Origin of the sequence: Streptomyces sp. NPDC001544 (assembly GCF_042894285.1) — a bacterium.
GTDB lineage: Bacteria > Actinomycetota > Actinomycetes > Streptomycetales > Streptomycetaceae > Streptomyces.
In genome coordinates, this window is sequence record NZ_JBIAVN010000003.1 from 186,222 (window position 1) to 208,403 (window position 22,182).

General features: G+C 72.8%; 18 protein-coding genes, 1 pseudogene and 1 riboswitch. Of the genes and pseudogenes, 11 read left to right on the forward strand and 8 right to left on the reverse strand.

What is annotated here, in order from left to right; translation table 11 throughout:
- Positions 1-300 precede the first annotated feature (300 nt).
- Both ACFY0F_RS10760 and ACFY0F_RS10765 read left to right on the forward strand, forming a co-directional pair.
- Positions 301-525: pseudogene (locus ACFY0F_RS10760) on the forward strand (sensor domain-containing protein); the annotation flags it as partial.
- Between the two features lie 11 nt (positions 526-536).
- The gene (locus ACFY0F_RS10765) at positions 537-1,154 is read left to right on the forward strand and encodes a LuxR C-terminal-related transcriptional regulator (protein WP_388791698.1); all 618 of its coding nucleotides are present in this window, start codon (positions 537-539) and stop codon (positions 1,152-1,154) included.
- A gap of 4 nt (positions 1,155-1,158) precedes the next feature.
- Here ACFY0F_RS10765 and ACFY0F_RS10770 read toward each other — a convergent pair whose 3' ends face one another.
- A complete protein-coding gene (locus ACFY0F_RS10770) occupies positions 1,159-1,332 on the reverse strand; it encodes a hypothetical protein (RefSeq protein WP_388791700.1) in 174 nt (57 codons plus the stop codon).
- Between the two features lie 82 nt (positions 1,333-1,414).
- Between ACFY0F_RS10770 and ACFY0F_RS10775 the strand changes: the two genes are divergently transcribed.
- Positions 1,415-1,603: a DUF397 domain-containing protein gene (locus tag ACFY0F_RS10775; RefSeq protein WP_388791702.1), complete on the forward strand. Its 189-nt coding sequence runs from the start codon at positions 1,415-1,417 to the stop codon at positions 1,601-1,603.
- On the opposite strand, the gene ACFY0F_RS10780 is transcribed toward ACFY0F_RS10775, so the two are convergent.
- Positions 1,587-2,606, reverse strand: coding sequence for an NlpC/P60 family protein (locus ACFY0F_RS10780; protein ID WP_388791704.1), 1,020 nt, complete (start codon positions 2,604-2,606; stop codon positions 1,587-1,589). The two genes, ACFY0F_RS10775 and ACFY0F_RS10780, sit on opposite strands and share 17 nt — an antisense overlap.
- Positions 2,607-2,974: 368 nt before the next feature.
- On the opposite strand from ACFY0F_RS10780, the gene ACFY0F_RS10785 reads away from it, so the two are divergent.
- Entirely contained in the window at positions 2,975-3,328 is a 354-nt protein-coding gene (locus tag ACFY0F_RS10785) for a hypothetical protein (protein WP_388791706.1), read from the forward strand.
- Here ACFY0F_RS10785 and ACFY0F_RS10790 read toward each other — a convergent pair.
- Positions 3,306-4,268 carry a tellurite resistance/C4-dicarboxylate transporter family protein gene (locus ACFY0F_RS10790; RefSeq protein ID WP_388791708.1) on the reverse strand — a complete coding sequence of 321 codons (963 nt, stop codon included), beginning with the start codon at positions 4,266-4,268 and terminating at the stop codon, positions 3,306-3,308. The two genes, ACFY0F_RS10785 and ACFY0F_RS10790, sit on opposite strands and share 23 nt — an antisense overlap.
- Positions 4,269-4,294: 26 nt before the next feature.
- Positions 4,295-5,476 (reverse strand): NlpC/P60 family protein, encoded by a 1,182-nt coding sequence (locus tag ACFY0F_RS10795; protein WP_388791710.1) that lies wholly within the window; start codon positions 5,474-5,476, stop codon positions 4,295-4,297.
- A gap of 7 nt (positions 5,477-5,483) precedes the next feature.
- Positions 5,484-5,645, reverse strand: a riboswitch (cyclic di-AMP (ydaO/yuaA leader).
- Between the two features lie 244 nt (positions 5,646-5,889).
- Here ACFY0F_RS10795 and pcrA point away from each other — a divergent pair.
- On the forward strand, positions 5,890-8,370 hold the full coding sequence (gene pcrA, locus ACFY0F_RS10800; protein WP_388791712.1) for a DNA helicase PcrA: 2,481 nt from the start codon (positions 5,890-5,892) through the stop codon (positions 8,368-8,370).
- A gap of 36 nt (positions 8,371-8,406) precedes the next feature.
- Here pcrA and ACFY0F_RS10805 read toward each other — a convergent pair whose 3' ends face one another.
- Both ACFY0F_RS10805 and ACFY0F_RS10810 read right to left on the reverse strand, forming a co-directional pair.
- Positions 8,407-9,927, reverse strand: coding sequence for a peptidoglycan DD-metalloendopeptidase family protein (locus tag ACFY0F_RS10805; protein ID WP_388791714.1), 1,521 nt, complete (start codon positions 9,925-9,927; stop codon positions 8,407-8,409).
- Positions 9,928-10,214: 287 nt separating this feature from the next.
- Positions 10,215-11,078, reverse strand: coding sequence for an esterase/lipase family protein (locus ACFY0F_RS10810; RefSeq protein ID WP_388791716.1), 864 nt, complete (start codon positions 11,076-11,078; stop codon positions 10,215-10,217).
- A 296-nt stretch (positions 11,079-11,374) separates the two neighbouring features.
- On the opposite strand from ACFY0F_RS10810, the gene ACFY0F_RS10815 reads away from it, so the two are divergent.
- Entirely contained in the window at positions 11,375-11,791 is a 417-nt protein-coding gene (locus ACFY0F_RS10815; RefSeq protein WP_388791718.1) for a cobalamin B12-binding domain-containing protein, read from the forward strand.
- Here ACFY0F_RS10815 and ACFY0F_RS10820 read toward each other — a convergent pair.
- Positions 11,773-13,404, reverse strand: a complete 1,632-nt coding sequence (locus tag ACFY0F_RS10820) for a DUF5691 domain-containing protein (RefSeq protein WP_388791720.1) — start codon at positions 13,402-13,404, stop codon at positions 11,773-11,775. The genes ACFY0F_RS10815 and ACFY0F_RS10820 overlap by 19 nt on opposite strands.
- Before the next feature lie 139 nt (positions 13,405-13,543).
- Positions 13,544-14,911 carry an SWIM zinc finger family protein gene (locus ACFY0F_RS10825; protein ID WP_388791722.1) on the reverse strand — a complete coding sequence of 456 codons (1,368 nt, stop codon included), beginning with the start codon at positions 14,909-14,911 and terminating at the stop codon, positions 13,544-13,546.
- Between the two features lie 132 nt (positions 14,912-15,043).
- Here ACFY0F_RS10825 and ACFY0F_RS10830 point away from each other — a divergent pair, with 132 nt between their 5' ends.
- The 5 genes from ACFY0F_RS10830 to ACFY0F_RS10850 all read left to right on the forward strand — a co-directional run bounded on the left by ACFY0F_RS10830 (position 15,044) and on the right by ACFY0F_RS10850 (position 22,175).
- Positions 15,044-16,174 carry an AAA family ATPase gene (locus ACFY0F_RS10830; protein WP_388791724.1) on the forward strand — a complete coding sequence of 377 codons (1,131 nt, stop codon included), beginning with the start codon at positions 15,044-15,046 and terminating at the stop codon, positions 16,172-16,174.
- Positions 16,171-18,519, forward strand: coding sequence for a DUF5682 family protein (locus ACFY0F_RS10835; protein WP_388791726.1), 2,349 nt, complete (start codon positions 16,171-16,173; stop codon positions 18,517-18,519). Before ACFY0F_RS10830 ends, ACFY0F_RS10835 begins: the two co-directional genes overlap by 4 nt.
- The gene (locus ACFY0F_RS10840) at positions 18,516-19,721 is read left to right on the forward strand and encodes a VWA domain-containing protein (protein WP_388791728.1); all 1,206 of its coding nucleotides are present in this window, start codon (positions 18,516-18,518) and stop codon (positions 19,719-19,721) included. Before ACFY0F_RS10835 ends, ACFY0F_RS10840 begins: the two co-directional genes overlap by 4 nt.
- A 96-nt stretch (positions 19,722-19,817) precedes the next feature.
- Positions 19,818-20,696: a hypothetical protein gene (locus ACFY0F_RS10845; protein WP_388791730.1), complete on the forward strand. Its 879-nt coding sequence runs from the start codon at positions 19,818-19,820 to the stop codon at positions 20,694-20,696.
- A gap of 156 nt (positions 20,697-20,852) precedes the next feature.
- The gene (locus ACFY0F_RS10850; RefSeq protein ID WP_388791732.1) at positions 20,853-22,175 is read left to right on the forward strand and encodes a hypothetical protein; all 1,323 of its coding nucleotides are present in this window, start codon (positions 20,853-20,855) and stop codon (positions 22,173-22,175) included.
- Positions 22,176-22,182 lie beyond the last annotated feature (7 nt).

The window sequence follows — 22,182 nt, forward strand, 5'->3', positions numbered from 1 at the left end:
TGTGCCTGACCTGGCCCAGCCTTCCGGTGGTGGGCGCGCGCGTCGGTAACGCGAAGGTCCGACTTGGGGGTGGTGCTGGCTTCACCATCGATCCGGATGGCCGGTGCATGGCATGTCCGTCACCTGGCGATCTACCGTCGAGCCATGAGGAACTCCCGGACGCTGCGACGCGCTCTTCTTCGAGCGCGACGGGACACCGGCTTCGTGGCAGCCGGGATTCCGCTGCACCTTGCCCTGGTGCCCTTATGGAGCTGGGGCGTGACCTCCGTCATGGAGGCGAACGACTGGGGCGTGGTCCCGATGCCGTTCGTGCTGTTCCTCGTCGGCGTCCCGACGCTCACCGTCGTGCAACGACACCGTTATCGAGCGTTCCTCGGTGTGGACGTCCCCCGGCTGACGCCGACACCGACGCCGCAACGACGGTGGCCGAAGCGTGCCCTGCGGTGGCTGTCCTCGGCCCAGACCTGGCGGCAGGTCGGATACCACCTCCTCCTCGGGCCGTTGCTGGCGGCTCTGGAAATGCTGGTGCTCGCGGCATGGGCCGTGGCGGTGGCGGGCGCCACCGTCTACGGGTGGGCCTGGGCGGTGCCGGTGGAGGAACTCCCGCCGGCGTTCGCCTATACGACGAGCAGCACCGGCCCGTACTCGCCCTGGTCGACGTCCGGATGCCACCGGGATTCACCGACGAGGGAGTGCGGGCCGCGCTGGTGATCCGCCGCCAGTGGCCCCGGACGGCGGTGGTTCTGCTCTCGCAGTACGTGGAGGAGCGGTACGCGGCCGATCTGCTGACCGCCCACACCAACGGGGTCGGCTACCTGCTCAAGCAACGCGTCGCCGACGTGGAGGAGTTCATCGCCGCGGTACGGCGGGTCGCGGACGGCGGCACGGCACTGGATCCCGAGGTCATCGCCCAGTTGCTGCTGCGCCGCCACAGCGACCCGTTGGAGGGGCTGACTCCGCGTGAACGGGAAGTGCTGGCACTGATGGCCGAGGGGCGCTCCAACGCCGGGATCGCCGAGGCCCTGGTGGTCAGCGACAGCGCAGTCGCCAAGCACATCAACAACATCTTCGCCAAGCTCGACCTGCCCGCCGCCGACGCCGACCACCGACGCGTCCTCGCCGTGCTGCGATTCCTCGGGGTGTCCCCGAACTGACCGACTACGGGCGAGGGGTGATCACGAGTTCGCACAACACCTCCTTGCCGACTCCCCGCTCCCTGATGGCCGCGCCCCAGTCGTCCTCCGGCGCCGCCACCAGGGCGAGGCCGCGGCCCGACTCGTCGTCCGGGGATGCCTTGCCCGGCGTCGGGAGCGTGTCGTTGGCGTCCGTCACCGGACGTGTCCGTCCAGGTTCTGCCGTTCGGGTGATGTAGCGGTCCAGCTACAGCGACAGCCAGGGAGGTGCATGTCTGGAGGTGGCCCTCGACTGGGACAAGTCCAGCTACAGCGACAGCCAGGGCGGCAAGTGCCTGGAAGTCGCCCCTTGCCCCCACACCATCCATGTCCGGGAATCGAAGCTCGGCCCCAACGGCCCCCGCTTCACCGTCAACGGTCCCGCCTGGACCGCGTTCATCGCCTCGGCGGACCTCACGCCACCCGAGTAGCCCCCGCGAACGGCATCTCGTCGACAGGTGCCAACCGCACCGGCGCGGACGGGTTCGGGGCGTGGATCATCTGGCCGTTGCCGACGTAGATGCCGACATGGCTGATACCGGAGTAGAAGAACACCAGGTCCCCCGGGGCGAGTTCCGACCGTGAGACACGGCGGCCCGCGTTGATCTGTGCGTACGTCGTGCGGGGCAGGGAGATGCCGGCGGAGCGGTAGGCGGCCTGGGCCAGGCCCGAGCAGTCGAAGGCGTTCGGGCCGGTCGCGCCCCATACGTAGGGGCTGCCGAGTTTCTGGTAGGCGTACGCGACGGCCGCCGCGGCCCGTGAGTTGGCGGCCCGGGTGTGCGGGGTCGGGCGCGAGGCGTGCTCGGCGGGGGTCGGCATACGGTCCCGCGGGGACAGACGGGACAGCAGCCGCCGGGCCTCCTCCAGTTTCGCCGTCACGGTCTTCTTCCGCCGCTTCAGCTCGGCCTGGCTGGACCTGAGGGAGGCCAACTCCACGTGGGCGGCGCCGCGCAGTTGCTCGATCTCCCGCAGGTGCTTGCGTACCCGTGTGACCGCCTGCGCCTGCCGGTCGCCGGCGCGTTCGGCGAACTCGGCGCCCTCCAGGTACTGGTCGGGGTCGTCGGACAATGCCAACTGCAGCGTGGGGTCGATTCCGCCGCCGCGGTACTGCGCCGTGGCGATCGAACCGAGCGCCTCGCGGGCCGTGTTCAGCTTCTGCTGCTTGCGGGCGGCCTCGTCCCGCAGTGTGTTCAGCCGCTGCTGGGCCGTGTCGGCCTTCTCCTTCACGCCGTTGTACTTCTCGGTGGCGGCCTCCGCCTGCTGGTACAGCTTGTCCACCCTGGCCCGGACCTGGGCCGGTGTGAGCTGCGGTGCCGCGTGTCCGGTTCCGTCGAAGCCCGCCGCGGTCGCCGCGCCCGCCAGGGCGATGGTGGCCGCCGTCCGGGCGGTGTTGCTGCTGAGCGGGCGCTGTCTGGGCTTGCGGTGCGCTGACACCTGGACCGTTCACGTCCTCTCGTACGACCGCCGACCCGCCCGTGGGGAGCGGTTCACGCGTCCGGCGACGACCCGCGCGGGGCCGCCGCCGGACCTTCTCGGCGGTGGTGTCCGACTGCCGCCCCTGGCCCGGGCGGCGGTGGGGAGCCGGTCACCTGGTGGAGGACGCTAAACCGGGCTGTGACGGCTTGGTAACGCATTGTGCGTAACTGACCCGACAGGACCGCCGGATGTACGCCGATGACCGCGCTCCCGGCGCACAGCTGCCGACTTGGACGGTGCGCTGACCGATGTGGCGGTTTACGGGGCAGGCGGGAGCCGTGGGGTGCTATGAGGCGCATTTATGCGGATGGTTAGGCTCCGGCCTCATGGACGTACTCATCCATCTTTTCGTCGGCCTGCACATCATCGGTATCGCCGCGCTCCTCGGCGGCTTCCTGACCCAGATGAAGGCGATGGGCCGGGGCGAGGCCCGCTTCGTCCCCGGCATGCTGCACGGCGCCCTCACCATGCTGGTCACCGGTGTGATCCTGGTCGGGCTCAACCAGGCCGACGACCACCACGTCAACACCATCAAGATCGGCGTCAAGCTGGCGCTGCTGATCGTGATCCTCGGGCTCGTCTACGTGAAGCGGGACGAGGAGCGGGTGGACAAGGGGCTCTTCGGGCTGGTGGGCCTGCTCACCATGGCGAACATCTTCATCGCCGTGCTGTGGACGTGATCGCGCCGACGACGGTCGCGAGCCACGCGGCGACCGAGATCCACACCAGCACCACGCCTGGGCCCCGCAGCCACGGGATGCCCACGGTGGCGCCGACGGACAGCGTGGCGGCCGCCGTCATCCCCATCGGGAACACCGTCGACCAGCGGCGCACGTCGTAGCCCGGCCGGGGGCGGACCGCCTCCGCGAACAGCAGGACGGCGTAACAGGCCAGGTCCAGTACGAGCAGTGCGACGGTCAGGGTGCGCAGGACGTCCCGGTCGTCGTCGCTCCACAGATACAGGTGCGGGCTGTCGGCGGCGATCAGCCGCGCCCCGGCCAGCGCCGAGATGGCGAGCGCGCCGCCCGCGATCCACTGGTCCCCGGCGCCCTCGACCACCTGCCGCGGATCGAACCGGGCCAGGGCCAGCGCGTAGACCAGCAGTCCCAGCCAGAAGAGCACCAGTGCCGTGTGCGCGAGCCACGCCGTCGACGTCGCGTCGGCCAGCACGGCCGCCGAAACGGCGAGCGCCTGTGTGGCCACGCAGCCCATGAACGCCGTCCCCGGCATGCGCCGCCCCCAGTGCCGTACGACGGGGGCGAGCAGTACGGGCCAGAGCGCGGCCGCCAGCGCGAGCAGCGCCTCGGCCAGGACCTGCCGGCCGAGCAGCGAGAACCGGGTTCCCAGAACCGCGGTGCCGGCGACGGCGGTGAGCGCACCCGGCGTCTCCGCCTCCGCCGCCCACCGCTCCCGTTCGAACACCAGCCGGGCGGCGAAGGCCGCCGCGAACCCCAGCCAGGCGGCACACGCCACCCCGAGGGCGACCCGTGACAGCACCGCGTGGCCCGCGAGCAGCAGCCCCACCGACACGATCCCCGTCGCCATCACGGCGGCACCGCCCGCCGGTGACCGCCGGGCCCACCAAGCGCGCAGGGGCAGGGGTGAGGAGGTGCCGGGCATGGGGCCGATGCTAGGAGCCCGGTGGTTCAGGCCGGTCGCACCACGCTGTGGATGATCGATTCGCCGTCGTAGTAGATCGACTCCTCGCGGACGTAGGCGCCCGGCTTGGGGGCGTGGATCATCATGCCGTTGCCGATGTAGATGCCGACGTGGCTGATGTCGTCGTAGAAGAAGATCAGATCACCGGGCTGGGCGTCGGCGAGGGAGACCGTCGTGCCGGCGTCGACCTGGTCGTAGGTGGTGCGCGGCAGGCTGACGCCGGCGGCCCTCCAGGCGGCCTGGGTCAGGCCGGAGCAGTCGTAGGAGCCGGGGCCGGTGGCGCCCCAGACGTACGGCTTGCCTATCTGCGCGCGGGCGAACTCGATCGCCTTCGCCGCCTTGGTGGCGTACGAGGACGACGAACCCGTGGACGTCGAAGGGGACGTCGAAGGGGCTGGGGAGGGAGACGTCGAGGGGGACGCGGCGGCGCCGGTGTCCTGCTCGGCCGCCCGCTCGGCCGCCTGCTGCTTCGCGAGCTCCGCCGCCTTGCGCGCGGCCTCCTCCTGCTTCTGCTTCTCGATCGCCGCGAGCCGGGCCTTCTCCCGGGCCGTCAGCGTGGACAGCAGCTCGCGCGCGGTGGCGAGCTTCTTCTGGACGGTGGCCTTGGCGGTGTGCAGCTCGTTCTGCGACTCGGTCAGCGTCTCGAGGCTCGCCGTGGCCTCCTGCCGCTTCCTCATCGTCGCGGACTGCTCGGTGACGTAGTCGTCGACCGCGCCCTTCTGCCGGGAGGTCAGCCGGTTCATCAGCTGGGTCTGGTCGAAGTAGTCCTGCGGGGTGTCCGCGAGCAGGAAGGTGGCGGTGTCGGGGGCGGCGGACCCGGTCCGGTACTGGGCCGCGGCGAACGAGCCCAGCTTCTCGCGTGCCTTGTTGAGCTTCTCCGTGCGCTTGGCGACCTCGTCGAGGAGGGTGTCGACCCGTCTGCGCTGCTTGCCGGTGTTCTCCTTGGCGGCGTTGTACTTGTCGGTCGCCGACTCCGCCTGGCGGTAGAGGGAGTCGACCTTCTTCTCGACCTCCTCCAGGCTCGGCCTGCCGTCGGCGGCGGGGGCGGAGGGGGCGGCGTCGGCCGGCTGGGAGAGCAGGGCCACGGAGGTGAGGGCGGCGGTGGCGAGGGCGGGCTTGCGGATGCCCGCGACTCCCGTACCCGGGGAACGCTTGCGGTGCGACGCCAACGGAGGCGACTCCTTCCAGTGTTCCGCCTACCGGGTTAGCTGTCGGGTTCGGGCGGGTGGTTCGGAAGGGTTGCCCTACGGTCCTCGTCCTTGCGGGAGTACGGACCGATTCACCCCAGGTCTCGGTGTGGGTCCCCGGCTCCGGCTGGCGTGGGGGCGCGTGCCGGACTCGACGGAGGCCGCGCGGCCCGGCGACGTTCGCCGGTGGGGGTCGTGCGGCCTGCCAGGCACGGTAGCCAACTCGTGTGGCTCATGTGAAGGTTGGTGCACGTTATGCCCGATACATCTTGTGATTTACGTAAGTATTTTCGTCCGGGTGACGGTGTCGCTCCGGACCGTGAGTGACGGGAGGACCGGTCGTCTTCCCGGGGCGGCGGCCGGTTGTCGGTGGGGCGCCCTAGACTCGGAGAGCGATGAGCAGCCTCTTTGACGACAGCTTCCTGGCGGACCTCCAGGCCCCTCGCGGGCATGGGGAGGAGCCCCCGCCGCCGCCCGAGGACGATCACGCTCCGGAACCGGTTCCGGACGATCTGTTCGGCGGGAAGTTCGACGTGCCGCCGGAGCGGGACGAGTACTACCGGGACGGCGCCCCCCGCCCGGCCGTCGACGCGGCCGCGCTCCTGGAGGGGCTGAACGAGAACCAGCGCGCCGCCGTCGTCCACTCCGGCTCCCCGCTGCTCATCGTGGCCGGCGCCGGCTCCGGCAAGACCCGTGTGCTCACCCACCGCATCGCCCACCTGCTCGGCGAGCGGGGCGTCCACCCCGGTCAGATCCTGGCGATCACCTTCACCAACAAGGCCGCCGGCGAGATGAAGGAGCGCGTCGAGCAGCTCGTCGGCCCGCGCGCGAACGCGATGTGGGTGATGACCTTCCACAGCGCGTGCGTACGCATCCTGCGCCGGGAGAGCAAGAAGCTCGGCTTCACGTCGTCGTTCTCGATCTACGACGCCGCCGATTCCAAGCGCCTGATGGCCCTGGTCTGCCGTGACCTGGACCTCGACCCGAAGCGCTTCCCGCCCAAGTCCTTCAGCGCCAAGATCTCCAACCTGAAGAACGAGCTGATCGACGAGGAGGACTTCGCCGCCCAGGCGACCGACGGCTTCGAGAAGACCCTCGCCCAGGCCTACGCCCTCTACCAGTCGCGGCTGCGCGAGGCCAACGCCCTCGACTTCGACGACCTGATCATGACGACGGTCAACCTGCTCCGCGCCTTCCCGGACGTCGCCGAGCACTACCGCCGCCGCTTCCGCCACGTCCTCGTCGACGAGTACCAGGACACCAACCACGCCCAGTACGCCCTCGTGCGCGAGCTCGTCGGCACCGCCGAGCACCCGGTGGACGTGCCGCCCGGCCCGGACGACCTCCAGCCCGCCGAACTGTGCGTGGTGGGTGACGCCGACCAGTCGATCTACGCCTTCCGCGGCGCGACCATCCGCAACATCCTCCAGTTCGAGGAGGACTACCCGGACGCGACGACGATCCTGCTGGAGCAGAACTACCGCTCCACGCAGACGATCCTCTCCGCGGCCAACGCGGTCATCGAGCGCAACGAGTCCCGCCGCCCCAAGAACCTGTGGACCAACGCCGGCACGGGCGCCCGCATCACGGGGTACGTGGCCGACACCGAGCACGACGAGGCGCAGTTCGTCGCCGACGAGATAGACCGCCTCACGGACGCCGGCGAGGCCAAGGCGGGGGACGTCGCGGTCTTCTACCGCACCAACGCCCAGTCCCGAGTCTTCGAAGAGGTCTTCATCCGCGTCGGCCTGCCCTACAAGGTCGTCGGCGGTGTCCGCTTCTACGAGCGCAAGGAGGTCCGGGACGTCCTGGCCTACCTGCGGGTGCTGGCCAACCCGGAGGACTCGGTGCCGCTGCGCCGCATCCTCAACGTGCCCAAGCGAGGCATCGGCGAGCGCGCGGAGGCGATGATCGACGCCCTCTCCCAGCGGGAGAAGATCAGCTTCCCGCAGGCGCTGAAGCGGGTCGACGAGGCGTACGGCATGGCGGCGCGGTCGACGAACGCGGTGAAGCGGTTCAACGTGCTGATGGAGGAACTCCGTACGATCGTCGAGTCCGGCGCGGGCCCGGCGACCGTCCTGGAAGCCGTCCTCGAACGCACCGGGTACCTGGCCGAGTTGCAGGCCTCCACCGACCCGCAGGACGAGACCCGCATCGAGAACCTCCAGGAACTCGCGGCCGTGGCGCTCGAATTCGAGCAGGAACGCGGCGAGGGCGAGTCGGTGGGGTTGTCCGACTTCCTGGAGCAGGTCGCCCTGGTCGCCGACTCCGACCAGATCCCCGACGAGGAGGACGGCGACGGCGTCATCACGCTGATGACCCTGCACACCGCCAAGGGCCTGGAGTTCCCGGTGGTGTTCCTGACCGGCATGGAGGACGGCGTCTTCCCGCACATGCGCGCCCTCGGCCAGACCAAGGAACTGGAGGAGGAGCGGCGCCTGGCGTACGTCGGCATCACGCGCGCGCGGGAGCGGCTGTATCTGACCCGTTCGGCGATGCGCAGCGCGTGGGGCCAGCCGTCGTACAACCCGCCCTCCCGCTTCCTGGAGGAGATCCCGCCCACCCATGTGGACTGGAAGCGCAAGGGAGCGGCGGCCCCGATGTCCTCCGGGCCGGCGTCCGGCGTGGCGGCCTCGCTGTCGTCGTCCCGCTCGCGCTCCTCGGCGGCCGGCGCTTCCGGCTTCGCCACGCGCCGCACCTCGGAGAAGCCGGTGGTCGCCCTGTCCGTCGGGGACCGGGTGACGCACGACCAGTTCGGGCTCGGCACCGTGGTGGCGGTGAAGGGCACGGGTGCCAACGCCGAGGCGACGATCGACTTCGGAGACACCAAGCCGAAGCGGCTGCTGCTGCGCTACGCGCCGGTGGAGAAGCTGTAGGAGCGTCAGGGTTCCGGGGGCCGGGCCCCCGGGAGCCTACGTCGGGTCCAGTCCGTGGCTGCGCAGCCACGGCAGCGGGTCTATGGGCGCTCCGCCGGCCGGCCGGACCTCGAAGTGCAGGTGCGGGCCGGTGGAGTTGCCGGAGTTTCCGGAGTACGCGATCTGCTGACCGGCTTTGACGGTCGTCCCGGAGGGAACCTGGTACCTGGAGAGGTGGCAGTACCAGGTCTGCGTGCCGTCCTTCGCCGTCAGGATCAGCATGTTGCCGTAGGCACTGTTCCACTTCGTCGTCACGGTGCCGTCGGTCGCCGCCATCACCGGCGTGCCGTACGAGACGGGGAAGTCGATGCCGGTGTGCACCGACATCCAGTTCACGCCCGCCTGGCCGAAATAGGCGCTGAGCCCTTTCTGTGTGACCGGCAGGACGTACTTGGGGCGCAGCCGCTCCTTGCGGGCGGCCTCCGCGATCGCCTGCTTCTTCTGGGCTTCCTGCTGGGCCTTGAGGTCGATGCGTTCCTGGGTCCGGCTGGCCCGGTCCGCGAAGTCGTCGGCGCCCGCGGAGAGGGTTCTGAGCTGGCTGTCCAGCTTGCTGTTGGCGACGGACGGTTTCACCGCGTGGGCGTCCGAAGCGGTGGCCGTGGTGTCCTTGCCCCCGTCGTCGGTCAGGCTGCCGACGGAGGCGGCGGCGATTCCCGCCACTCCCATCACGCACACCGAGGGCACGGCGACGGTCAGCAGCGCGGAACGCTTGGGGGGACTCTTGCGGCGGGAACGGGCCGCGCTGCGGGAACCCGGCCGGGGCGGGGTCGGGGCGATCTCTTCCTGGCCGTCGAGCAGCGGGGCGACGGTGGGCAGTTCGCCGGTGGCGGCCGGATCGCCGTCCTCGGCGAGGGGCTCCTCGGCGGCCTCCTGGTACGGAAGCTGCTCGAAGGTGGCGGTCGCCTGCTGGTCGAAGGGCTGCTCGAAGGATTCGGGCTGCTGCTCCGGCTCGTTGGCCGCGGCGGTGCCGTCGGAGTTCCACTGCGTGGCGTCGTACGCGCCGGTGTCGAAGGCCTGGGTGCCCCACTCCCACTGCTGGGTGAGACCGGCGCCGGCCGTGGCGGACTGCTCGGGCTGGAGCCAGGCGCCCGCGTCCCACTGGCCGCTGACGTCGGGGGAGGTGGCCTGGTGCGGGATGCCGACCAGATGCTGGTGACCGGTGGTCCAGGCGGTGGCGTCGTAGGAGCCGGAGTCGTAGGCACCGGAGTCGTAAGTGGCCTGGTTCTGGCCGGTGTACGGGTCGTAGGGCCCGCTCTGGTGGCCGCCGGCCGCCCATTGCGTGGTGTCGTACGCGCCGGTGGTGTGGTCCTGGCCCGGGAGGCTGCCGAAGAGCGGGTCCGACTCGAAGGCCGCGGTGGTGTGGGTGCCGGTCTGCAAACCGGTGGCGCCGTACCCGTCGTACGTGGTGAAGTCGCCGTACTGGGTTTCCTGGCCGCCGTGGGTCGCGTAGTGCCCCGAGGCGGCGTCGGAAGCCGGAGCCGGGGTGGTCATTGCCCCCGACGGGTCACGGTCGTTCACCAACTTCTCTTTCGCCTCGACAACAGGGGCTGGCAGAGCAGTGCGGCGACTGTACCCGGCGGTACGCGGGCGCGACAATCTTCGGCCGGTTTCAGGCTCGCAGGAAACGGGCATTCGGCCGTGTTTCACCGGACGATGGACGCGGGTTTGGCTTTGTGTTCGAAGAATGTTCGACGTTGAACGGCTCTCCTCAGGGCGAACGAGCCGTCCGGAAGGGTGAACGGGCCGTGCCGGGCGGCTGTCGCACCACCCGGCACCCTCGCCCGGCGTCCTGGGGCAGGACCGGATCAAGAAGCGACCGTGAGGCCGTTCCGGCTCCTCTCGGCCCCCGCCACCGGCTGCTCGCTGTCGAGGGCCTCCCGTATCCCGGTCGCGACGGCCGGGTGCACCGGCAGGGCGAGATGCCCGATCCCGGTCACCGGCACGTTCATCACCATCAGGTCGGGGTGATCGATGCGGGCGGTCTCCAACGGGTCCATCAAGGAGTCGAGGTCGCTCCAGAAGCTCACGAAATACGTGCGGCAGCCGGGTGCCGGGCGCGTGAGCTCCTCGATCAGCTCCGAGTCCGGACGCATCTGGCGCACGATCGGGTGCGCGTTCGCCAGCGGTGCGACCCGGGTGCCGCCGTGCGGACTGCCCAGCGTCACAAGCGTACGGACCCGGTGGTCACCGCCGAGCCGCTGCACGTAGTAGCGCGCGATCAGTCCGCCGAGGCTGTGGCCCACCACATCGACCCGGGGGCTGCCGGTCCGCTCGCAGACCTCCTCTATGTGCCGGCCCAGCAACTCCGCCGCGACCCGGATGTCCCGGGTCAGCGGCGAGTAGTTGAGCGACAGGACCCGCTGCCTGCCGTGCCGCAGGAGACTGCGGCGCAGCAGTACGAAGACCGAACGGTTGTCGACGAAGCCGTGCAGCAGGACGACCGGGGGCCGCTCCTGGACGGGCAGCTTGGCGCCGCCGCCCTGTGCCGGCACGACCGGGGAGCGGCGCTCCTGGACCACGCCGGTCGGGTACAGCAGGAGGTGCCCCGCGAGGATCGCGGCCTCCAGGGCGGTCGCCTTCAGGAGGGCCAGGGACAGTCCCGCCACCCTGTCCGGCACGAGACGGCGGCAGAGCGGGAGTACGGGGTCCAGTGCCCTGGTGACCTTCATGGCCGGCCTCCTGTCGGCACGCCGGAGGACGGCGTCGCCCCCCGTGTGCCCTCATGGGATGCCGTGGGGAACGTGGCCGACGGCGTGGCGGAGGCCGACGTGGGACGCGTGAGGCGTGCGGCGCCCGCGGCGTCCTGCCCTACGTGCCCGACGCGTCCTTCCTGACGCCGTGGACCACGCCGCGGCTCCCGAACGTGTCCCACCGTGTGATTTCCCCCTCGGTCGGTGCCGTGAAACTGGCGGTTGCGGGATGCTGTGGATAACGTTCGTTCACTTCTCGCTTCATGGAGGCAGCGATGGGTGTGGCAGCCGGTCCGATCCGCGTGGTGGTGGCCAAGCCGGGGCTCGACGGCCACGACCGCGGCGCCAAGGTGATCGCGCGGGCCCTGCGCGACGCCGGCATGGAGGTCATCTACACGGGCCTCCACCAGACGCCGGAACAGATCGTCGACACGGCGATCCAGGAGGACGCCGACGCGATCGGTCTGTCCATCCTGTCCGGGGCCCACAACACCCTCTTCGCGGCGGTCATCGACCTCCTCAAGGAGCGCGAGGCCGAGGACATCCTGGTCTTCGGCGGCGGCATCATCCCCGAGGCGGACATCGCGCCCCTGAAGGAGAAGGGCGTAGCGGAGATCTTCACGCCCGGGGCGACCACCGCTTCGATCGTCGAGTGGGTGCGGGAGAACGCGCGTCAGCCCGCGGAGGCGTAGCGCAGCTCGTCGGCCATCGCCGCGCGCAGCCGCAACGTGGTGACGAGCCGCTGGAACGCCTCCGCCCAGTACCCTCCGGCCCCCGGCGACGCGTCCTCCGGCTCGTCCGGCACCGCCAGCAGCCCGTCCAGCCGCGAGGCCTCCGCCGGGTCCAGGCACCGCTCGGCCAGGCCCATCACGCCACTGAAGCTCCATGGATAACTCCCCGCGTCCCGCGCGATCTCCAGGGCGTCCACCACGGACCGCCCCAGCGGCGCGGCCCAGGGCACCGCGCACACCCCGAGCAGCTGGAACGCCTCGGACAGTCCGTGCGTCGCGATGAACCCGGCCACCCAGGCAGCCCGTTCCGCCGCGTCCAGCGTGCCCAGCAGCTTGGCCCGCTCTGCCAGGGAGACCGCTCCGGGGCCGCCCGCCTCGGGCGCCGACGGCGGGCCGAGCAGCGCGCGGGACCACTCCGCGTCCCGCTGTCGCACCGCCGCGCGGCACCAGGCCGCGTGCAGTTCGCCCTGCCAGTCGTCCGCGACCGGCAGCGCCACGATCTCCTGGGGCGTGCGCCCGCCGAGCCGTGCCGACCAGACGCCGAGCGGTGCCGCCTCCACCAACTGACCCAGCCACCATGATCGCTCTCCTCTACCCGTAGGAGGTCTGGACACGACACCGTCTCGTTCCATACTCGTGTCGCACTCAAGTGGCGCTTCCACCACGAGCGTTGCCGTGTCCCGGGTGCGATCGACGGCCACGCACGCCCCGGCCCGCACCGCCATCCGCGCGGCGAGCGCCGAACCGGGCAGTGCCGACAGCAACTCGGCGGCCGTCGCCCGCACGTTGCGGCTGCGGTCGGCCAGGGCCTGCTCCAGGAAGGGCTCGTCCTCGGCGGTGAGCCCCGTGCGCAGCGAGTCGAGGAACATCAGCCGGTCCTCCGCCCGCTCCGTCGCCCAGGTCCCCGCCAGCAGCTCGCGCGCGACCGCCGGCCTGCGCGCCCGTATCGCCGCGAGCAGCGCGACCCGCTCGGCGAACAGCCCCTCCTCCCAGAGCCGTCCCACCTCGCCGGCGTCGTCGAGGTCCGGCAGGGCCGCGCCGCCGCCGGGTGCCGCGCGCAGGGCGAACCGCCAGTCCGGGTTGAGCCGGGCCAGCCACAGCGCCCGCGGTCCGGCGAACGCCAGCACCGCGGGGCGCAGGTCCGTACGTCCCCGGGCCGCGTCCAGCAGCGCGGGCAGCATCTGCGGGGGCGGCGCGTACCCGTGAGCGTTCGCCGCCGCGAGCCACTGGGGCAGCAGCTCCATGAGGTCGGGCGAGGTGCCCCGGCGGCCGCCCCCGCCGGTGCCGGGGCGGTCCGCCAGCAGCATCGCCAGCCTGCGGACCGCCGGGGCGGCCGGCGCCGGGCGAGGGTCCTCGGGAGCCGGTTCCGGCCGCCGGGCCGCTGTGGCCGGACGCAGTCCGGCCCGTCGCCGTACGGTCTCCACGGCCGCCGCGTCCAGCAGCGCCACCGGAGCCTCCCGTCCCGGCCCGCCACCGGTCGGCGGGCGCCGGTCGGTACCGAGCAGGGCCGTGGTGACGAGCTCCTCCCAGGCGCCCACGGCGGACGCGTCCGCCGCAGCGGGGGTGCCGTTCATGACGTGCCTCTCGATCGGTGGGCGGTGCGGTGAAGTGACCGGCGTTCCCGGGGGCCGGGGCGGTTTGTTCGCGGACTGGTTGAACGGTGGCCCATATCGGATGTCCCCCGAGTCACGCTGTATGCGCGCTTTCGTACGCTCAGCACAGCGCCACCGCCTCCCCGGCCCCCGCCGGCCAGGCCGCCAACGGAGTGAAACCCCGGTGCCCGCACTCGCCGAAGACCCTGACGGGGGCGCCGCCGGACAGGGCGACCAGGCGCCACAGCCCCGGGCGGGAGCGGGCGGCGGGAGTGAGGGGGAGAGCCGAGTCGGTGTCGGCGTCCGCCAGTTGCCAGGAGTCACCGGCCGGGGTCGGGACGACCCGCTCCAGCGTGACGGGGACCGCGTCCAGCCAGGGATCGTCCCGCAGCGCCTCGCCGTACCGGGCGACCGCCTCGGCCGTGGTGAGACCCGGCGGCCGGATCGCCGCGGGCGCGGGCGGGGCGAACCGCTCGCCCAGGACGGCCCGAAGCTGTCCCGCGCCGGGATACGCGGACACCTCGGCGTCCAGGGTCAGCCCGACCGGCAGCGCCAACTCGGGGGCCCGGCCGGCCGCGCCGTACGACAGCAGCAGAGCCGTGCGGCCGGACTCGGCGCCGTACAGCCATATCCGGCGCGTGGTCAGCTTCGCGTCCGACGTGTCGTACTGGGCGAGGACGAGCCAGCGGTCGCGCACCGGCGGACCGTCCGCCGAGGCCGGCAGGCCGACCCGGGAACGCACCGTCGCCGCGAGGGCGTCCGGGAGCCGCTCGCGGCCCAGCCAGCCCTGGTCGAGGAGGTGCAGCAGCGCGCACTCCTCCAGCAGCCGCACCGGCCACCCCGGCCCGGACGCCGGTATCGCCCCCAACTCCCGCACCCGGGCGGCCAGGCCGGGCGCCTGGGCGTCGACCATGCGGGCCGCCGTCTCCTCCCACAGCCCGTACCCCGCCTGCTCCGCCGAGGCGAGACCGCCGCGCAGCAGGTCGGCCAGCCGCTGCTCCAGCTCCGTCGCGCCCGCGGTGACCCGCTCGGCCCGGCGCTCCGCCCGGCGCCGGGCGGCCTCCGGATCAGCGGCCCCGGAACCGGAACTCCCACCGCCGCCCGTCTGTCCGTCCGCCGAGCGTCTGCGCCGGCCCGCGATCCACTGCTCCGCCCAGTCCGGCGCCCGGTCGGCGACCGGCACCGCACCGTCCCCGCCGGCCCACAGCAGCAGCAGGCCGAGCGCGTGCTTGCACGGGAACTTGCGGCTCGGGCAACTGCACTTGTACGCCGGACCCGCTGTCTCCGCGATGTTCGCGATGTCGACGATCGTCTGATACGGCCTGCTGCCACTCCCTTTGCACAGCCCCCAAACCGTCCCCTCGTCGGAACTGCCCGTCCCGGACCACGGCCCCGCCGCGCCGAGTTTGCTCCCCGCTTTGCGTGACGCGGCGTCAGGCGCCAGAGCCAGCACCTGCTCCGCGGTCCAGCGCACCCCCTGCTCAGTCATGCCACCGACGGTAGGTCCCGCCACTGACAATCGGCCCGGAGAGCACATCTGTGCAGGTCAGAGCGATTGTCAGTGGCGTGGTGCAGGGTTGGTCACAGATCCGAACCGGCCGAGCTGGAGGGGGCCTCAGCCATGTCTGTGTCCGTGGAACCGACGTCCGTGCAGACGGACGGGAAGCAGCCGTCCGCCGCGTTGCGACCGCACGCCGAGGACGCCTTCGCCGCCGAACTCGCCGCGCTGGCCGCGCAGGACGACCGCCCGCGCCCGGCCCGCTGGAAGCTGTCGCCGTGGGCGGTCGCCACGTACCTGCTCGGCGGCACACTGCCGGACGGCACCGTGATCACACCGAAGTACGTGGGCCCGCGCCGTATCGTCGAGGTCGCCGTCACCACGCTCGCCACCGACCGCGCGCTGCTGCTGCTCGGCGTGCCCGGGACCGCGAAGACCTGGGTGTCCGAGCACCTGGCCGCCGCCGTCAGCGGCGACTCCACGCTCCTGGTGCAGGGCACGGCGGGCACCCCGGAGGAGGCCATCCGCTACGGGTGGAACTACGCCCGACTGCTCGCCCACGGCCCCAGCCGGGACGCCCTGGTGCCCAGCCCGGTCATGCGGGCCATGGCCGAGGGCATGACGGCCCGGGTCGAGGAACTGACCCGTATCCCGGCCGACGTGCAGGACACGCTGATCACGATCCTGTCGGAGAAGACGCTGCCGATACCGGAGCTGGGGCAGGAGGTGCAGGCGGTCCGCGGGTTCAACCTCATCGCCACCGCCAACGACCGCGACCGCGGGGTCAACGACCTGTCCAGCGCCCTGCGCCGCCGGTTCAACACCGTGGTGCTGCCGCTGCCGGAGAGCGCCGAAGCCGAGGTCGACATCGTCTCGCGCCGTGTCGACCAGATCGGCCGCTCCCTGGACCTGCCGGCCGTGCCCGACGGCATCGACGAGATCCACCGTGTCGTGACCGTCTTCCGTGAACTGCGCGACGGCATCACCGCCGACGGCCGTACGAAGCTGAAGTCGCCCAGCGGCACGCTGTCCACGGCCGAGGCCATCTCGGTCGTCACGAACGGTCTCGCACTGGCCGCGCACTTCGGGGACGGCGTGCTGCGGCCGGCCGACGTGGCCGCGGGCATCCTCGGCGCCGTCGTCCGCGACCCGGCGGCCGACCGTGTCATCTGGCAGGAGTACCTGGAGACGGTCGTCCGTGAGCGGGACGGCTGGAAGGACTTCTACCGGGCCTGCCGGGAGGTGAGCGCGTGAACGACACCCGATGGCCGAAGGCGTCGGCCGCCGCACCGCTGCTGCTCGGCGTGCGGCACCACGGACCGGGCTCGGCGCGGGCGGTGCGGGCCGCGCTGGCGGCCGCCCGGCCGGGGGTCGTGCTGATCGAGGGGCCGCCCGAGGCCGACGCGTTGATCCCGCTGGCCGCCGACGACCGTATGCGGCCACCGGTCGCGCTCCTCGCCCACGCCGTGGACGAGCCCGGCCGTTCGGCCTTCTGGCCGCTGGCCGAGTTCTCCCCGGAGTGGGTGGCGATCCGCTGGGCGCTCGAACACGGGATCCCGGCCCGCTTCGTCGACCTGCCCGCCGCGCACACCCTGGCGTGGGGGAGAGAAGAAGGAGAGGCCAAGGCGCCCGGGCAGGACGGCGAGGCCGGCGACGTCCGCCTCGACCCCCTCGCCGTGCTCGCCGGGGCCGGTGGTTACGACGACCCCGAGCGCTGGTGGGAGGACGTCGTCGAACACCGGGGCGTGGGCGGCCGCGACCCGTTCGCGCCGTTCACCGCCCTGGAGGAGGCCATGGGCGCGCTGCGGGAGCGGTACGGCACCGGCGGGCACACCCGGGACCCCGTGCGGGAGGCGTACATGAGGCTCCAGCTCCGGGCGGCCCAGCGGGAGTTCGCGGACGGGGTGGCCGTGGTGTGCGGGGCGTGGCATGTGCCCGCGCTGCGGGAGAGGACCGCCGTCGCCGCGGACCGGGCGCTGCTGAAGGGGCTGCCCAAGGCCAAGGTGGACATGACCTGGGTGCCGTGGACGAACCGCAGACTGGCCCGGGCCGGCGGGTACGGCGCGGGCATCGACTCGCCGGGTTGGTACGGGCACCTGTTCACCGCGCCGGACCGGCCCGTGGAGCGGTGGCTGACCAAGGTCGCCGGGCTGCTCCGCGAGGAGGACCGGATCGTCTCCTCCGCCCATGTCATCGAGGCGGTACGGCTGGCCGAGACGCTCGCCGCGATGCGCGGCCGACCGCTGGCCGGCCTGCGCGAGACCACCGACGCGGTGCGCGCGGTGATGTGCGAGGGCTCGGACGTGCCCCTGGCGCTGGTGCACGACCGGCTGGTGGTCGGGGACGTCCTGGGCGAAGTCCCCGAGGGTGCGCCCGCGGTGCCGTTGCAGCGCGACCTGGACCGGCAGCAGCGCCGGCTGCGGCTCAGACCAGAGGCGCTGGAGCGGGAGCTGGAGCTGGACCTGCGCAAGGACACCGACGCCGGGCGCAGCCGGCTGCTGCACCGGCTGCGGCTGCTCGGCGTCGACTGGGGCGAGCCGGTGGCCTCCCGGGGCAGTACGGGCACGTTCCGGGAGACGTGGCGGCTGCGCTGGGAGCCGGAGCTGTCCGTGCGGGTCGCCGAAGCCGGGGTGTGGGGCACGACCGTCGTCGCCGCCGCGACCGGCAAGGCCGAGGCGGACGCCCTGGCCGCCCGGTCCCTCGCCGAGGTCACCGCCCTCGCGGAACACTGCCTGCTCGCCGAACTGCCGGACGCGCTGCCGTTGGTGATGCGCGCGCTCACCGACCGCGCCGCGCTGGACACCGACGTGGGCCACCTGGCGCAGGCCTTGCCCGCCCTGGTCCGCTCCCTGCGCTACGGAGACGTGCGCGGCACCGGCACCCAGGCCCTCGCCGAGGTCGCCGCGGGCATCGCCGAGCGGGTCTTCGTCGGCCTGCCCCCGGCCTGCGCCGCGCTGGACGCGGACGCGGCCGACGCGATGCGCGGCCATGTGGACGCCGTGCAGGGGGCGGTGGGACTGCTCGCGGAGGCGGCGGGGCCCGGACACGGCGATCTGCGTCCGCGGTGGCGCGCGGTGCTGCGGACCCTGTCCGCGCGGGACACCGTGCCCGGGGTCATACGGGGGCGTGCCGTGCGGCTCCTGCTGGACGACGGGGAGCTGGGGCAGGACGCGGCGGCCCGGCTGATGGGGCTGGTGCTGTCGCCGGGGACGCCGCCCGCCGACGCCGCGGCGTGGATCGAGGGCTTCGTCGGCGGCGGGGGAGGGATGCTGCTGGTGCACGACGAGCGGCTGCTCGGCCTGGTCGACGCCTGGCTGACCGGGGTGCCGGCGGAGGCCTTCACGGATGTACTGCCGCTGCTGCGGCGCACGTTCTCGGCGTACGAGGCGGGGGTGCGCAGAACCCTCGGGGAACTGGTGCGGCGCGGGCCGGGGGAGCGGGGGAGCGCGGCGAGCACCGGTTCCGGTGCGCCCGGCTTCGGGGCCGGCCTCGACCCGGCGCGCGCGGACGCCGTGCTTCCGGTGCTGCGGCTGCTGCTGGGCCTGGACGCAGACGGTGCGTTCGCCGACGACGACGACCTGGTGGGGGTGGGCACATGACGACCGAGGCGGTGTACCCGCGTACGGACGACGACGCGGGCCGGGAGCGGCTGCGGCGCTGGCGGCTGGTCCTCGGGGGAGACGCGGCCGACGGCACCGGATGCGCCCTGTCCGGGCGGGACGCGGCGATGGACGGTGCGCTGACCGCCCTCTACGGCAAGGGAGACCGGCCGCGGACGGGCCGGGACCGGGCGGCCGGGCTCGGGGTTTCCGCCCCGTCCGTGGCGCGCTGGCTCGGGGACATCCGCACGTACTTCCCCTCGTCCGTCGTCCAGGTCATGCAACGGGACGCCATCGACCGGCTCGGACTGGCCACCCTGCTGCTGGAGCCGGAGATGCTGGAGGCGGTCGAGGCCGACGTGCATCTCGTCGGCACACTGCTGTCGCTGAACAAGGCGATGCCGGAGACGACGAAGGAGACGGCGCGGGCGGTCGTGCGCAAGGTCGTCGAGGACCTGGAGAAACGGCTGGCCACCCGCACCCGGGCCACCCTCACCGGCGCCCTCGACCGCAGCGCGCGCGTCACCCGGCCGCGCCACCACGACATCGACTGGAACCGCACGATCGTGGCCAACCTCAAGCACTACCTGCCGGAGTACCGGACGGTCGTGCCGGAGCGGCTCATCGGCTACGGGCGGGCGTCGCAGTCGGTGAAGAAGGAGGTCGTCCTCTGCATCGACCAGTCCGGTTCGATGGCCGCGTCCGTCGTCTACGCGTCCGTGTTCGGGGCGGTGCTCGCCTCCATGCGGTCGATCAGCACGCGGCTCGTCGTCTTCGACACGGCCGTCGTCGACCTCACCGACCAACTGGACGACCCGGTCGACGTCCTCTTCGGCACCCAGCTGGGCGGCGGTACGGACATCAACCGCGCGCTCGCCTACTGCCAGTCGCAGATCACCCGGCCCGCGGAGACGGTGGTCGTGCTGATCAGCGACCTCTACGAGGGCGGGATACGCGACGAGATGCTCAAGCGGGTCGCGGCGATGAAGGCGTCGGGAGTGCAGTTCGTGACGCTGCTCGCGCTGTCGGACGAAGGGGCGCCCGCCTACGACCGGGAGCACGCGGCCGCGCTCGCCGCGCTCGGCGCACCGGCGTTCGCCTGCACACCCGACCTGTTCCCGGAGGTGATGGCGGCGGCGATCGAGAAGCGTCCACTTCCCGTACCGGACACCTCCCGACCGGACATGAGTACCCATCGGTAAGGGGGGCTTGCGCACCCTCGGGCGGGGCGTGCGAGGATCGACCGCACATCCCGTCGGCCCGTCAGCCGTTCCCTCGCACGACAGGACCCTCCGCCCTTGACCTGGCCAGCCGCCCTGCTGCCCGGTGCCGCTGTACGCGTGTTGCGTACGGCGGCCGGACGGCGTGCGCTGCAACTGGCTCTACTGGTGGGCGGCTTGGTCGTGCTCGGCTTGTTCTGCGGCGAACAGGCGCAGGCGGCCGAGGGGGCAGCTCCGGTGGTTTCAGCGCCATCGGCGACCTCTGTGACGTCGATGGGCTCGGTGGGCCCGGTGACGTCGGTGACTTCGGTGACCGCCGGGCAGGTCGTACGAGTCGTACGGTCCGTCAGCGCCGAGGTGCCGCGCCCGGTCGGTGACCTGGCCGGCACGGTGACCCGGGACCTGGACGAGGTACGGGCGAAAGCCCCGTCGTTGCCGACGGTGCCCACCGTGGCCGCCCCGCCGAAGCTGCCGGCGCAGCCCTCGTTGCCCTCGCTGCCTTCGCCGCCCTCGCCGGTCGTCGACCCGCCCGTGCCGCAGCAGTCGGGCGGCCCCGGGGTGTCGTCTGCGGACACCGCGTCCGGCAGCCACGGGGGCGCGAAGGCCCGCGCGGGTTCCCGTGCCGGAGGCCCTACCGGACACCGTGCGACGGTGACCGCGTCCTTCGGCCCGCAGGTCCCGACCGGCGTCGGCGTGCCGTTCACACGGGTGTCCGTCGACGGCCACCGCGCCGTGGACCGGGCCGGAACTCCCTCGCGTCCCGTACCCGGAGGCGACCCGGGCGGGGTGCTCGCCAACCGGGCGGCGGTCGACAGCGGCACGTCACGCCATGCCGACGCGCACGCCGTCACCCCAAACCACCTGGCACCGCTGCGTCTGACGCCCGGCGCCACGGCGCGCGTCGACGCGTCCGGGACCCGGGACAGGTACCGGGACGTTCCCGTCTTCCCCGGCTAGGGCTCTCCTCCCCGAGGCAGAAACGGCGATTTCTCCCGCCGTGGACCTGCCGCGCGGGGGCGGAACAGGTCTGCCCGCCCGTCCGGACATCCCTCCGTTTCTCCGGACGGCAAGCCGCTCAAGACGTCCCGGAACCCTGAAGGAACTGACGCACGCATGAACAAGAACATCCGCCGCTCCATCGTCATAGCCGCCGGTGTCACCGGCGCGTGGGCACTCGGCTCGGCCGTCGCCAGCGCCGACGAACTGCCCGCCTCGCCTCTCTCGGCACCTGACACGGCGTCCGACACGGCGTCCGACACGGCCGCCGATGTCCCGGCCGCACCGGCCACGGCCGCCGAGGCCGTCCACGGCGCCCGCACGGCGAAGGCGGCCACCGACCGCAGCACGGACCGGGCCACCGAGAAGGCCGCCGCGGACACCTCCCCGCAGGGGGAGATCGACTACCTCTTCGGCCCCCTCTCCACCTTCGCCCCCGAGCTGGAGGACGCACTGGCCGCCTCCCGGACCACGCTCACCCCGGTCGTCGACGAGACGGCCGCCGCCGTCGCGCCGCCGGTGGCCGGTGCGGCCGTGGACGGGGCGCGGCCGGTCGCCGGTCACGCCGTGGCGGGGGCGGTTCCCGTCGCCGGGCACGCGGTCGCCGGGGCCGTGCCGACCGTGACGGGCACGGTGGACGGCGTCAGGCCGGTGGCCGGCGGTGCGGTGGCCGGGGTGACGCCCGTCGCCGACCACACCGTGGCCGCCGTGACAGGGGTGGCGTACGGCATCGTGGCGGACGTCCAGCCGGTCGCGGGCCGGGTCGCCGGGGGTGTCCGGCCCGTCGCCGCGGACGCCGTCACCGGGGTGCGGGGGGTCGCCTCCGACGCCGCCGTGGACGTGCCGCCGTACGCCACCGGGGTCGTCGCCGACGTGCCGCCGTACGCGACCGGGCTCGTCGGGCAGATCGCCCGCGGGACCACGGACGCGGTGCTGCCGCCCGTCGCGAACACCGCCGTGCGCGGGGTCGTACCGGTCGCCGGGCAGGCCGTCGCGGACGCGGGGACGCTCGCGTACGGGGTCACGGGTGACGTCCGGCCCTTCGCGGGCGGGGTCGCCGGGGCCGTGCCGCCGCTCGCGCAGGGCGTCGTGGGCCAGGTGCCGCCGTTCGCCGACGGGGTGACCGGGGCGGTCCGGCCGGTGGTCGACACCGTCGCGCGGACCGTCCGGCCGGTCACCGGCAGCACCACGACGCTGGCGTACGGGGTGACGGGCGAGGCCGGCTCCTTCGGCCGGCAGGTCGCCGGGCAGGTGGCGCCGTTCGCGCAGGACCTCACCGGCACCGCCCGCACCGCCGCCGGTCCGCTCGCCGGGCACGCGGTCCACGGCGTGACGGGTGTGGCCGAGTCGGCCACGCCTGCGTATGTCCATGACACGGGGTACACGCACGACGTGCAGAACCCGCACACCGTTCACGACGGGCACACGTACGGCGTCTGAGCCGGCC